The organism is Catalinimonas locisalis, assembly GCF_038039535.1.
Taxonomy (GTDB): Bacteria; Bacteroidota; Bacteroidia; order Cytophagales; family Cyclobacteriaceae; genus Catalinimonas.
On the sequence record NZ_JBBPHP010000005.1, the window covers coordinates 224,387 to 238,014 of the forward strand.

Annotated in this window: 9 protein-coding genes; 4 read left to right on the forward strand and 5 right to left on the reverse strand. The window is 41.1% G+C overall.

Annotation, left to right across the window (positions count from 1 at the left end):
• Positions 1-6: 6 nt before the first annotated feature.
• The 3 genes from tviB to WJR50_RS09670 are packed head-to-tail and all read right to left on the reverse strand — an operon-like array spanning position 7 to position 5,164.
• Positions 7-1,281: a Vi polysaccharide biosynthesis UDP-N-acetylglucosamine C-6 dehydrogenase TviB gene (tviB, locus tag WJR50_RS09660; protein ID WP_341293053.1), complete on the reverse strand. Its 1,275-nt coding sequence runs from the start codon at positions 1,279-1,281 to the stop codon at positions 7-9.
• The gene (locus WJR50_RS09665) at positions 1,281-2,525 is read right to left on the reverse strand and encodes a Wzz/FepE/Etk N-terminal domain-containing protein (RefSeq protein ID WP_341293054.1); all 1,245 of its coding nucleotides are present in this window, start codon (positions 2,523-2,525) and stop codon (positions 1,281-1,283) included. Before WJR50_RS09665 ends, tviB begins: the two co-directional genes overlap by 1 nt.
• A gap of 41 nt (positions 2,526-2,566) precedes the next feature.
• Positions 2,567-5,164, reverse strand: a complete 2,598-nt coding sequence (locus WJR50_RS09670) for an SLBB domain-containing protein (protein WP_341293055.1) — start codon at positions 5,162-5,164, stop codon at positions 2,567-2,569.
• 381 nt (positions 5,165-5,545) lie between these two features.
• Between WJR50_RS09670 and polA the strand changes: the two genes are divergently transcribed.
• The 4 genes from polA to purH all read left to right on the forward strand — a co-directional run bounded on the left by polA (position 5,546) and on the right by purH (position 11,602).
• Positions 5,546-8,326 (forward strand): DNA polymerase I, encoded by a 2,781-nt coding sequence (polA, locus tag WJR50_RS09675; protein WP_341293056.1) that lies wholly within the window; start codon positions 5,546-5,548, stop codon positions 8,324-8,326.
• 7 nt (positions 8,327-8,333) lie between these two features.
• Complete coding sequence (locus WJR50_RS09680; protein ID WP_341293057.1) at positions 8,334-9,281, forward strand: pyridoxal-phosphate dependent enzyme; 948 nt, start codon at positions 8,334-8,336, stop codon at positions 9,279-9,281.
• Positions 9,282-9,365: 84 nt separating this feature from the next.
• Positions 9,366-9,938 carry a phosphoribosylglycinamide formyltransferase gene (gene purN, locus WJR50_RS09685; protein ID WP_341293058.1) on the forward strand — a complete coding sequence of 191 codons (573 nt, stop codon included), beginning with the start codon at positions 9,366-9,368 and terminating at the stop codon, positions 9,936-9,938.
• A 122-nt stretch (positions 9,939-10,060) separates the two neighbouring features.
• On the forward strand, positions 10,061-11,602 hold the full coding sequence (gene purH, locus WJR50_RS09690) for a bifunctional phosphoribosylaminoimidazolecarboxamide formyltransferase/IMP cyclohydrolase (RefSeq protein ID WP_341293125.1): 1,542 nt from the start codon (positions 10,061-10,063) through the stop codon (positions 11,600-11,602).
• Between the two features lie 151 nt (positions 11,603-11,753).
• Here purH and WJR50_RS09695 read toward each other — a convergent pair whose 3' ends face one another.
• Together WJR50_RS09695 and WJR50_RS09700 are read right to left on the reverse strand one after the other, a co-directional pair.
• Positions 11,754-12,878 carry a glycosyltransferase family 4 protein gene (locus WJR50_RS09695; RefSeq protein WP_341293059.1) on the reverse strand — a complete coding sequence of 375 codons (1,125 nt, stop codon included), beginning with the start codon at positions 12,876-12,878 and terminating at the stop codon, positions 11,754-11,756.
• Positions 12,879-13,091: 213 nt separating this feature from the next.
• Positions 13,092-13,568: a hypothetical protein gene (locus WJR50_RS09700; RefSeq protein WP_341293060.1), complete on the reverse strand. Its 477-nt coding sequence runs from the start codon at positions 13,566-13,568 to the stop codon at positions 13,092-13,094.
• Positions 13,569-13,628 lie beyond the last annotated feature (60 nt).

A 13,628-nucleotide genomic window follows, 5' to 3' on the forward strand; every position in this document is an offset into this window, starting at 1 on the left:
AAAAAATTACAGCTTACCGTCTACCAATTTTTTATCAAGTATACTTTTAACGTCATAAATAACCCCATTTTCTTTTCTTACTTTTTTTAAGTCAAGTTGGAGAAAATGTTTGTGACCTACGGCCATTACTATGCCATCATAAGTTTGAGTAAGTTCAGGGAGTAAAGATATACCATATTCTTCATATACTTCTTCAGCATCGGCCAAAGGATCAAAGACCTCTACCTCTACTCCAAAATCCTGAAGCTCTCTGATAATATCAATGACTCTACTGTTTCTAATATCAGGGCAATTTTCTTTAAAAGTAATACCCAACATAAGTACTTTAGCTCCTTTGATGGCATGTCCCTTCTGGCTGAGTAATTTGACCACCTTACTGGCTATAAAACTACCCATGTTATCATTAATTCTCCTTCCAGCAAGAATTACCTGTGGATGATAACCAATGCTTTCAGCCTTGTGTGTAAGATAATAAGGGTCTACACCAATGCAATGTCCACCTACCAGTCCAGGCCTAAAGGGAAGGAAATTCCATTTGGTACCGGCAGCTTCCAATACTTCCTGAGTATCAATCTGCATACGGTCAAAGATCAGGGCCAACTCATTTACGAAGGCAATATTGATATCACGCTGAGCATTTTCAATGACTTTAGCGGCTTCAGCTACTCTGATAGAAGAAGCTTTATGGGTACCGGCAGTAATGATACTCTGATAAAGCTGATCTACTTTTTCAGCGATCTCAGGTGTACTACCACTGGTTACTTTTTTGATAGAATAAACCCTATGTTCTTTATCCCCGGGATTGATTCGCTCGGGAGAGTAACCACAGTAAAAATCGTTATTATAAACTAAACCACTTTGCTGCTCGAGAATGGGAACACAATCCTCCTCAGTACAGCCGGGATATACTGTAGATTCGTAGATTACGATATCACCTTGCTTTAGTATTTTTCCTACCGTCTCACTTGCTCTGCGAAGAGGAGTGAGATCAGGTTTTTTGTATTGGTCAATAGGCGTAGGTACCGTGACTATGTAAATATTACAATTCTTGATGTCTTCAAGTTGATCAGTAAAAGTAAGTCCAGTAGCTTGTTTAAACTCTTCTGGCTCTACCTCACCTGTACCATCTTTCTCCTCCTGTAGTTCCAGAATTCTTTTATGATTGATATCAAAACCTATCACTTTATATTTCTTCCCAAACTCAATAGCAAGTGGTAAGCCTACATACCCTAGGCCAATGATGGATATTCGAGTATTATTGGGATAAGCATCCAGATCCACTAAAACTTGCTTTTAATATTTGAAAAAATTACCTGTATGACAATGATACCTAGTCCTACCGCAATACCAGCAAATAATGATAATGTGATAATCAGTTCTCGGTTAGGCTCACTTTTCTTCAATGGAATTTGTATAGGTTCCAAAACCTTAAACACAGGGGTTTCTTCCTGAACTTTTATTCTGGCTTGTTCAAGTTGCTGAGACACCCCCTGGTACAAGCTATAAGATAAATTATAGTCTGTTTGGGCCTGCTCTAATGCTATTCTGGCACTCTCTGTTGCAATATTTAAATTGCGATCTCGTAAATGTGCTAGTTTTTGCTGAGCTTTATTATACCTGGCTTCTTTCTCTTTATACTGCTTTTCAATAAAGTCTAAATCTTCTTGTACTTTTTCAGTCCTGTATTCAGTTATATATCTAGTTAAGTAAGCTACTGCTAACTCAGTAGTTTTTGCAGCCACTAAAGGGTCAGGCATGATAGCAGATACCGTGACGGTACCGTTTGTCTCTATTGTGGTAGAGATTCTATTTTTTAATTGTGACATTACTCTTATTTGCTTGTTGCTTAAGGCAATAGGGTTGTACTCTTTTTCAAGTTTAGTTTCATCCTTAGCTTCAAGAGTATCTACTGAATTAGCTGGATTATTGAGCTTCTTCTGAATGTTGTCAGTAGAGGAACCTTCATCTTTCTCAAACAGGCTTACTATTGCCATAGGCAAATTAAGTAACATACGAGGTAAACCTATAGTGTAATTTTTTAAATAGTCAGTTAATGGAGGGGTACTTACTTCTGTAAAATAATGATATAAGCTCATGGTAGTATCTAATGAAGGAAAGTACTGCTCCTCCTCCATGACTGAGATATTGAAGGGAGTACTTTTAGTAATATCAGGATAAAGGTTTTTATTGAGGCCAGCACTGCTTCCCCCCATATTTACTCCAGCAAAACCTCCAATTTGTCGCAGAACACCAGATGGACTCCCTGCGTTACTCTCTGACTGAGGCATTAATACAATGCTAGTAGTGTATTCTTCAGGACTAACGATAGCAACAAATATTCCTATTACTAGCGCTGCTAATACAGTATAAAGAAGGAGCTTTTTTCGTCTCCAGATCTCCTTAAAAAGAAGCGCTAAATCTATTTCATCATCCGCTACTTTATACTCATGATGAGCTGTAGCTCCATTAGTAGACTCCTCTTTTTTTGCATCCTTTTCCTGATAATATTTTTCTTGCGTTTCCAACACTTAAGTGTTTAATATTTTAATAATATCGCTTGAGTGCATTAATTACGGTTAGCTACATTGATTACTGTAACGATCGTAAGGGCAATACTAGCGAGCGTTGAACCAATCCCTACCCAGGCTTGTGTTGATAACCCTCCCTGCTTTTGCGGTACAATAATTTCAGCCCCTGGTTTTACCTCAGGATAGTCTTTAAAAAATAAGAAGCTTCCCGTTTTATCCACAGATCCATTAGCATAAATAACATATGCTCTTTTTTTATCCGCTTGTTTGGTAAAGCCACCTGCCTCAGATATATAGTGCTTGAAGCCTTTCGAACGATCATACCTGGTGGAAGAGGGGTATAGCAACTGCCCATTCATTTGCACTGTTTGTAATTCTTTAGGTACCTCAAGCGTGTCTCCCTGTAAAAGAATCAAATCGTATTTTGACTTCGGATCTTCTAATATTTTCTGTAACTCAATCCCAATAGCATTAGTCTCAGATACTTCTACTTTAGCTGCTGCTAACGAATTGAGTAGATCAGGGTCTATCGTCTGTAAATTAACTATTTCTCTAGGCTTTTGATTAGTTGAATTACGATTTGATGAAGTAGTATTAATCTCTGCGTTGATTTGTGCTCGCTGCAAAGAATCAATAACTTCCTCTCTCTTTTGATTGAGTTCTTTATAATATTCAGGATTTTGTCTAATTAGACGAGCACCGTCGAGATAAGCGAAGCTGGTCAGTCCTCCTGCCCTATTGATCAAGTTTGAAATTCTTTCATTCTTATTTGTAATCACATACTGACCAGGGTACATAACCTCTCCTTTTAAAACTACGCTCTCTTGTATCTCATAATCAGGTGATTTCCTGACAAACACCTGATCAAAGGGCATTAGTTCAAAACTTGCGTTTTCAGGAGATAGGCTTAAATCTTTATCCACATAAAACTGAAAAATATTCGCCATCTGCACATTTTCAGATACTATAGGATTTTTTTCGTCCAGTACTTCTTTTGATGTGATTCGGCGAGCTACTTCTACTCTGGCCTGAGAAGCGGACTCTTTTAACCCACCTGCCATTGCGATGAGGTCTTCTAATGTCATATCACGCATATAGCTGAATTCACCGGGAGCCTGTACTTCACCATTAATATTGACATTAAATTCTTCCTCTAAGTCAAAAATAGAGAATACCCTAACCAGATCTTCTCTCTGAAGTGTAACATCAGGAGATCGGTCAGTAAGTACATCTCTCAGGCTTACGGAAATTACTTCTGAGGTGAGGTCTTCTCCCTTACGGTAAATGAGGGAACGGCTGGTGAAAGCATCTTCTCTTAGTCCTTCTGCTTTTTGGATGAGCTCTTTTAAAGTCATACCTTCTTCAAGAGCGTAAGTACCAGTGCGGAAAACTGCACCTACGATTTCTACCCGGTTTTCAAACCGATCCAGAATAGAGTCTACCTCTACCAGGTCACCATTTTTGGGAATAAAGTTGCTTATCTTATCTCCATTAATATCTTCAATTCTTTTAGCGCGGTCTGTTTTACGCACTACTTTAAGGCGATGAGTATAGGCTTTATCAGTAAAGCCTCCGCTAAAGCGAATAGCCTCTGCTAAGGACTCATCATTTTTCATTTCGTAATAACCGCTTCGCTTCACTTCACCTTGTAGCTCTATGCGAGTATCGTAAGGAACTACCCGGATAATATCCTGATCCTGTAAAAGAATGGTATTGGCATCCTCTCCTTTTACGAGGTAATCATATACATCCAGTATAGCCACTATTTTATTATTTCTAACAACCTCAATGTCTCTGAAAGATCCAATAAAAGAAGGGCCTCCAGAAAGATAAAGTGCATTAAAAGCTGAAGCTAAAGAAGGTAGGGTATAAGTTCCTGGTTTGCGTACTTCTCCTACAATGGTTACTTTGATACTTCTCACTCTTCCTAAAGAAACTTCGGCAAAAGTATTTGGCCCTCTTTCTCCAAAAGAGCGTAAACCTGAATATATTTCTGTAAGTCGGTTGATAATTCTCTCAGAGGCTTCTTCAACCGTAAGGCCATTGACATAGATAGGGCCAAGGTTATCGATGGTTACTGTGCCTTCTCGGCTCACTTCTAGCACATAATTTTGGCGAGAGGCTCCCCATATGTTAACCATCAACTCATCACCAGTACCTAACTGATAATTTTTTGGGGTAGCAATGTTAATATTAGGCTCAAACGTGATGTTTTGATTGTTGAAGAGTTCCATACCAAATACCTTTCGCTCTTCTTTCGTGAGCATTGAACTTACTGGCCTATTCTGGCTGGTATCCATATTGGTGCTGTCCTGTACATTGCTTCCAGCAGTAATTCCTCTATTATTCTGTCTGCTCTGCGATTCTGTACTTAATCGTACAGAGCGGAGCCTACTCATGAGCTTACTCACCTCAGCCCGAGGCATCCCCCGAATGACAGCAGTAGTTTCAATCTGCTGGTCTGATAAATTCCGCTCTTCAGCGGCATTAATAAGTTGTTTGATTTGTGCATCAGACAGCTGGTCCACCTTTACCTTGCTAAGGTCCTGCTCCAGTAGGTTACTTTGTGCTAATGCTGGTTGAATGGTGTAGAGTAAACAGATGATAACACCTGAAAGAATTATTTTTAATGACATACCCTGTGTAATAAATGCAATGATAGCTCTCCCCAATACGGCGCAAAGCTATGAATATTGCCTATATCTAACAAACCTCAATTTCTTTTACTTGCTGAACACTAACGCTTATCTGAGCAGCTTATATTGTGCTGACAGTCAAATAATAAGCCAAACCTGCTAAGATTGGTAAATACTTACATTTTTCTTACTCAGCAGTAGCTTAACTATTAGCATAGAGTATTGAAATATGCCCGGTTATCTTATAAAATTACAGCAGTTGGGTTGTACTTTCTTAAGCTCATTTTAACTCATCTAAGTTGTTCAAGGTACGATTCATCTTTAAAATTATCTTATGTGCCAAAGTGGTAATAGTTGAGCATTCTTTGTTACTTTGACGCTATGAATTCAAGCAAAAAGAAACTTTTTTTACTGGACGCTATGGCACTTATTTATCGTGCCCACTTTGCCTTCAGTAAAAATCCGCGCATCAATTCAAAAGGTCTTAATACCAGCGCTGCTTTTGGTTTTACCAATACGCTACTTGAGGTGCTTACCAAAGAAAAGCCAACGCATATTGCAGTAGCTTTTGATACCAGCGCTCCTACTTTCAGGCATAAGCAGTTTGAAGCATATAAGGCTAATCGTCAGGAACAGCCGGAAGATATACGGGTAGCCATTCCTATTGTTAAAGATATCGTAAGAGCATTTGATATTCCGGTATTAGAATTGGATGGCTATGAGGCTGACGACATTATTGGTACCATTGCCAAAAGAGCCTCCTGCGAAGAATTTACGGTCTACATGATGACGCCCGATAAGGACTATGCCCAATTGGTGGAAGACTGTATCTTTCTTTACAAACCTGCTTTTATGGGCAATGGCGTAGAGATTCTGGGCGTACCCGAAGTATTGAAAAAATTTGATATTGAACGGGTAGAGCAGGTTACTGATGTCTTAGGTTTGCAAGGTGATTCGGTGGATAATATTCCCGGAATCCCAGGGGTTGGAGCCAAAACGGCTGTTAAATTATTAAAAGAATTTGGCTCGGTAGAAGGAGTGGTGGAAAATGCAGATCAGCTCAAAGGTAAGCAAAAAGAGAAGGTAATTGAGTTTGGGCAGCAAGGTATACTTTCAAAAGAGCTGGCTACTATTAAAACAGATGTTCCTGTAAATTTTGATCCTGATACATTTTGTTATAATGGTCCCAATGAAGAGGCAGTACGCAAAATTTTTCAGGAACTGGAGTTCAGAGCGCTTACCCGTAGGGTATTAGGCGATCCGGCCGAGGAGGCCACTGGCAATAACGGGCAAACCAATCTCTTTGAAGAAGCGGCACAAACCATAGCCGAGCAGCCCACAGACTTACAAAGTATCACCGAAGTAAAGCATGACTATCAACTGGTAGATACGGCGGATAAAAGAAAGGAACTGCTCAAGGAACTGGAAAAACAGGATGCTTTCTGCTTTGATACAGAGACCGATAGTCTGGATGCGCTGACAACAAATCTGGTTGGGCTGGCTTTCTCTTACAAAAAAGGAACCGCTTTTTATGTTGCTATACCCGAAAATCAGGAGGAAGCCAAAGCGATTGTCCATGAATTTAAGCCTTTGCTTGAAGATCAAAAAAAGCTAAAGATTGCCCAGAATCTTAAGTTTGATATGCTGGTGCTTCGGAAATACGATGTTGAGATTCAGGGTGCCATTTTTGATACCATGATTGCTCACTACTTGCTTGATCCTGAAACCGGTCACAGTATGGACGTAATGGCAGAAAATTACCTGAAGTATAAGCCAGTCTCTATAGAAAGCCTGATTGGGAAAAAAGGTAAAAACCAGGGCAACATGCGGGATATTCCGCTGGAAGATGTGACTGAATATGCCGGGGAAGATGCGGATATTACCTTGCAGCTCAAAGAGACTTTCAGCAAAGAAATTGAAAAAGACAGTAAGCTCAGGGAGCTTTTTTATGAGATGGAACTGCCTCTCATTCCGGTACTGGCTGCTATGGAATATGAAGGTGTACGTATTGATACTTCTGCACTGGAAGAGCTTTCAGCAGATCTTACTAAAGAACTGGTTGAAATAGAGAAAGAGATTTTTGAAGTGGCTGGTACAGAGTTTAACATCGGCTCACCCAAACAGCTGGGAGAAATTCTTTTTGATAAGATGAAGCTGGTAGATAAGCCTAAAAAGACCAAGTCGGGGCAGTATGCTACTGGCGAGAATATACTTTCAGCACTGGCTACTGAGCACGAGATCGCCCGCCGCATACTGGATTTTAGAGAAGTACTTAAATTAAAAAACACTTATGTGGATGCACTGCCCAAGCTGATCAGCGATTACGATGGACGTATCCATACTTCTTATAATCAGGCGGTGACCTCTACCGGAAGGTTAAGTTCTACTAATCCAAATCTGCAAAATATTCCTATCCGCACGCCTAAAGGCCAGCTTATCCGTAAGGCCTTTGTGCCCCGCAATGATGATTATCTGATGATGTCTGCTGACTATTCACAGGTAGAGTTGCGTATCATGGCTTCTTTCTCCAAAGATGAAAGTATGATAGAAGCTTTTCGGCTGGGTAGAGACATCCATGCCACTACTGCCGCCAAGATTTTTGATGTCGAGTTGGAAGAAGTAACTTCTGACATGAGGCGCAAAGCCAAGACAGCCAATTTTGGGATTATCTACGGCGTATCAGCATTTGGCTTGGCGCAGCAACTCAGCATTCCTCGTGGCGAAGCTTCGGAAATTATCAAGGCTTACTTCAAGGAGTTTCCCAGTGTCAAAAATTATATGGATGAATCCATCAAAAAGGCGAGGGAAAAAGAGTATGTAGAAACTGTCATGGGAAGGCGTCGTTACCTGCGCGATATCAATTCCCGTAACCCTACCGTGCGGGGCTATGCAGAGCGCAACGCCATCAATGCTCCCATACAGGGTACTGCCGCCGACATGATCAAGCTTGCCATGGTCAACATTCATCGCTGGATGCAGCAGGAGAAGCTGAAGTCCAGAATGATTATGCAGGTGCACGACGAACTTATTTTTGATGTACATCAGTCCGAAACGGAGAAGGTAAAGGACAAAGTAGTGGAACTGATGAAAGACGCTTTGCCCCTGGAAGTACCCATGGAGGTAGAAGCCGACATTGCTAAAAACTGGCTGGAAGCTCATTAATCCTCTTATGCGACCTACATTTCAAGATATACAAAAAGCTGCCCAACGCATTGCCCCATTGATCCACCGTACGCCCGTATTGAGCAGCGAAAGTGTGAATCATATTGCCGGGGTACAGCTTTTCTTTAAGTGCGAAAATTTCCAGAAAGCAGGGGCTTTTAAGATGCGTGGCGCGGCAAATGCTGTGCTTTCTCTGAACGATCAAGAAGCGCAGCGAGGCGTAGCCACTCACTCCTCAGGTAATCATGGGCAGGCATTGGCAAAAGCTGCCCAAAGTCGAGGTATCAAAGCTTATATCGTGATGCCGGAGACTGCTCCTTCGGTCAAGAAAAAGGCAGTAGCAGGCTACGGAGCAGAGATTATCATGTGCAAGCCTACTTTACAGGCACGGGAAGATACCCTGGCCGAAGTAGTGAAAAGAACCGGGGCAGAATTTATTCATCCCTATAATGATGAACGGGTTATCTGTGGGCAAGGCACTGCTGCACTAGAGCTTATTGAAGAAACGGGTGAACTGGATATTGTGATGGCGCCGGTAGGTGGTGGTGGGCTGCTCAGTGGTACCGCCATTACAACCAAAGCCATGTTGTCCCAGGCTCAGGTGATTGCAGGTGAACCCAAAGGGGCCGATGATGCGTATCGTTCACTACAGGCGGGCAAAATTCTTCCTTCAGAATCACCCAATACCATAGCCGATGGCTTACTGACTTCCCTGGGTACCAAAACTTTTCCCATCATTCAGGAATTGGTGTCGGAAATCATTACAGTAAGCGATGAGGAAATTATAGCGGCTTTGAGGCTGATCTGGGAGAGAATGAAAATTATTGTGGAACCTTCCTGTGCAGTGCCCCTGGCAGCAGTACTACAGCAGAAAGAAAAATTTGCCGGCAAAAGAGTAGGAATCATCCTGACAGGAGGCAATGTAGACCTGGAAGCTTTACTTAGTAAGTTTTAGGTATGGGTATGATAGTGTCGTAGTTATTCACGTCTTTCAATCATAACAATTTAACACAAAGAACTATAACACTAAATTTACAGCATGAAAAATATAGCGGTTTTTGCATCAGGTAGTGGTACCAATGCAGAAAAAATATTTGAGAAGTTTCAAAAACATCCTCAGGCCAGAGTACGCCTCTTGTTTTCTAACAATCCTAAAGCGGGTGTTATCGCAAGGGCTGCTAAGTATAACATTCAGGTGTGTGTATTTGATAAGAGCATACTTTTTCATACTGATGATATCGTCACTACCCTGAAAGAAGCTGAGATAGATCTGATTGTTTTGGCTGGCTTTCTGCTTAAGGTTCCTGACAATATTCTGAAAGCCTATCCTAACCGTATTGTCAACATCCATCCTGCGCTACTGCCTAAGTATGGAGGAAAAGGTATGTATGGCAGACATGTGCATGAAGCGGTAGTAGCTGCCAAAGAAAAGCAGTCGGGCATATCTATCCACTTGTGCAATGAGCATTACGACGAGGGCAAAATGATCCTGCAGGTGAGTTGTGAGGTATCAGAAAGCGATAGCCCGGAGGATGTGGCAGCCAAAGTACAGAAGCTGGAACATCAGCATTATCCCGAGGTGGTGGAGGAACTGGTGATGCAGTTAAATTGATAATTTCAAATTTAATATTGTCCTAAACCAAAACCCTAAAGCCTAAGTCCTAAAAACCAACTTCCAACTTTTACCCTGCTGTAAAATAGCTTACCTTTGCAAGCTCAAATCAAACCTGACCTATCATGAGCAAAAAGATTAATGCTGCCCTTATTTCAGTATTTTATAAAGAAAATCTGGCCCCTATTGTCAAGCTACTGGATGAATATGGTGTAAAACTATATTCCACCGGAGGCACGCAAAAGTTTATAGAGGAGCAGGGAGCAGCAGTAACTGCGGTAGAAGACCTTACCGGTTATCCTTCTATCCTTGGAGGAAGAGTAAAGACGCTGCACCCCAAAGTGTTTGGTGGTATCCTGTCGCGTAGAGATGATGAAGGCGATGTAAAGCAGGTCCAGGAGTACGAAATTCCTCCCATTGACTTAGTGATTGTAGATCTCTATCCTTTTCAAGAAACCGTAACTTCCGGTGCTTCCGAAGCGGAGATTATTGAAAAAATTGATATCGGAGGCATTGCCCTGATCAGAGCCGCTGCTAAAAACTTTAAAGATGTACTGATTGTCTCTTCCCGCCAGCAGTACGGAGCCCTGGAGCAGTTGCTTAAAGAAAAAGAAGGTAAAACTGATCTGGATGATCGTCGCCAGTTCGCGATGCAGGCTTTTTCCCAAAGCTCTCGTTATGATACTGCTATCTTCCAATACTTTAGTGGTGCTACCAATAGCGAAGCTAGCGCAGCAGCTAACTTTGATAAAGCAAAATTGCCCGTAAAATCTCTTCGCTACGGAGAGAATCCTCATCAGGAAGCCGCCTTCTATGGCCAACTGGAAGATATGCTGGAGCAGTTGAATGGTAAGGAGTTATCGTTTAATAATCTGGTAGATATAGATGCGGCAGTAGATCTGATAGAAGAGTTTAAAGATGAGACTGCTTTTGCCATTCTTAAACATACCAACGCCTGTGGCTGTGCTACCGGAGCCAGTGTAAAAGAAGCCTATCAGAAAGCGTTTGCAGCAGATACTGTTTCTGCTTTCGGAGGGGTGCTGATTACCAATGCAGAGGTAGATAAAGCTGCTGCTGAGGAGATGAACAGCCTGTTTTTTGAAGTGTTGATCGCACCTTCATTTTCTGATGAAGCGCTGGAATTGCTGAGCAAAAAGAAGAAAAGAGTATTGCTGAAGAAAAAATCAGACAAATCTTCTAAAAAGCAATTCAAGACGCTGCTGAACGGAGTGATTGAGCAGGATCGCGATCTGAAAACAGATAGCTTAGAGGATTTGAAAGTAGTGACCAAACGCGCTACTACCGATGAAGAGAATGAAGCTCTGTTGTTTGCCAGCAAAATATGCAAGCACACTAAGTCAAATACCATCGTACTCGCTAATAAAGGCCAGTTACTGGCTAGTGGAGTAGGCCAGACCTCCAGAGTAGATGCGCTGAAACAGGCTATTGAGAAAGCCAAGCACTTTGGCTTTGAGCTTAATGGTGCGGCTATGGCGTCAGATGCCTTCTTCCCATTTCCTGACTGCGTAGAGATTGCTAACCAGGAAGGTATCAGTGCGGTGATTCAGCCAGGAGGTTCTATCAAAGATCAGGATTCCATTGACTACTGCGATGCACATGACATGGCAATGGTATTTACTGGCTTCCGCCATTTCAAACATTAAAAAATTATATAGGATCATACCAAAGAAGGGGCATGCTGAAAAGTTTGTCCCTCTTTTATTTCCAGGCTTATGATCTTATGAGAGGAAAATGTTGGATAGTACCCTCTGAAAAATATTGATTGAAAACTGGATTTAACTACAATTATCTTTCTTATTGGACTGTACTGCGCCGCTTTTTACGGAGAAGCTCTTCATTAAGATAAGGCTTTTTCACCACTACATCTCTTCTGAAAATGAGTGAGTAAAGAATAAATGTAACGATCAGCCCGGTGAAGGAATAAGATACAGAGGACTGCGCAAAGAAATAACAACTGATACTTACTACAGCGATGCTACATAAAGAAAGCAGAATGGTAGCTCTAAGATGGCTAAATCCATTGTCTATGATAAAATGGTGGATATGATTTCTGTCGGCTACAAAAGGTCCTATGCCGCTGGCAACGCGGTGAGTAAATACCCTAAGCGTATCAAATAAAGGTACTGCCAGAATCAGGATGGCGATGGTTGGGGCATTAGGAATATATACATTATTTAATACTTCGTTGTGCTGGATAAATTTGATCGCGAAAAGCGCAAGGATAAAGCCAACAATCAGCGAGCCGCTATCCCCCATGAAGATTTTATTGGTTTCAGAGAAATTAAAACGAATAAAAGCAAGTAGAGACCCTATTAACACTGCTGCCAATACAGCCGCCCAGTATACTTCTGCCAGGTAAAAATAGATACCAAAAGTAAGCGATGCTACTATACCAATGCCTGCAGCCAGACCATCTATGCCATCAATAAGGTTATAAGCGTTAACAATAACTACAATTACAAAAAGAGTAATGACAAAGCTGGGCACATAAGAGATTTCATAAGTACCTAAGATGCCGAATAGATGACCGATTCTTATATCTGTAAAATATATCAACAGTGCCGATGCCAGTATCTGGGCAAGAAGTTTCTTGTACGGGTCAATGACTAGTATGTCATCCTTTAAACCAATAAAGAAAAGGATAACCAATGAGGGAATAATAAGGTGAATATTGACGGCACTGGTAGTACTTTCAGGAGTAGCCAGCAAAAATGTCATTACTACTGAGGCAAAAATAGCGATACCCCCAAAATTAGGAGTTTTCTGGACATGAGAGCTTCTTCCGTTGGGTTCTTCCATCAGGTGCTTTTCCATCGCTACTCTTATAATAACAGGTATTGTGATAGAAACGATGACAAAAGCAAAGACCAGGGCAACAGACAATGATACCAGTGGGGTGTCCAAAAAGTCGGTAATCATAAAAAAGTATGATTTGGTTTGATTAGCTAAAACTCTTACTCAGGTGTAATATAACCTCAATCTCCTCTCAAACTTATTCCTCTCAAAGCTAATATAATAATGTGTACAAAGTAAATATTATGTACTTTGTTTCGCTAAAATTAAGCTAAACATGCTTTGTTTAGCCTAATTTAGAAATATTATTTACTATAATACTGCATTCGTTTTAATGCATTAATGTACTTGTTGCTTATCTGGTTCTTCCTGAATATGACTTAAAGAGATATCATCCATGAGTTTTTCTTCAAGCAATTCAGCCCAGGCATACATGTACTTAACTACATCTTCTTTATAGTTATGTCTTAAGTGCCTTTCCTCAACGGGTAGTTTCTGCAATACTTCCTTATCAGAAAGTCTCTCCAGATGCTTGAAGTCAACTATATCCATACCGGCATCCAGCATATATGAAATTACCTGATCCATAAGATAGCCGCTGGTAGGACAAAAATCCAGTGCCTGCTCACTCCAGTCTCCTCCTCTGGTACGCATAGCGTATTCATGAATATCTGCTTTGGATAGCTTGGTAACTTCCTGTACAAGGTAACCACAATTACAGCTACCCATGTGGCCCCACTGATAGTTCTGACTGTCCTGGAGCTTTTGGGCGGCATTACGGAGAGCATAAATTAACTCGGGATTAGGTTTAGCCATAGTATTGATTTTTATTATAGTTCGTACTCATTCAACCCAAAGCGTGCTTTAGAGTTTAAG

Coding starts and splice junctions, on each gene's coding strand:
- WJR50_RS09700 (WP_341293060.1), bottom strand. CDS start 13,568: ATGGCTAAACCTAATCCCGAGTTAATTTATGCTCTCCGTAATGCCGCC.
- WJR50_RS09695 (WP_341293059.1), bottom strand. CDS start 12,878: ATGATTACCGACTTTTTGGACACCCCACTGGTATCATTGTCTGTTGCC.
- purN (WP_341293058.1), top strand. CDS start 9,366: ATGAAAAATATAGCGGTTTTTGCATCAGGTAGTGGTACCAATGCAGAA.
- WJR50_RS09670 (WP_341293055.1), bottom strand. CDS start 5,164: ATGTCATTAAAAATAATTCTTTCAGGTGTTATCATCTGTTTACTCTAC.
- polA (WP_341293056.1), top strand. CDS start 5,546: ATGAATTCAAGCAAAAAGAAACTTTTTTTACTGGACGCTATGGCACTT.
- WJR50_RS09680 (WP_341293057.1), top strand. CDS start 8,334: ATGCGACCTACATTTCAAGATATACAAAAAGCTGCCCAACGCATTGCC.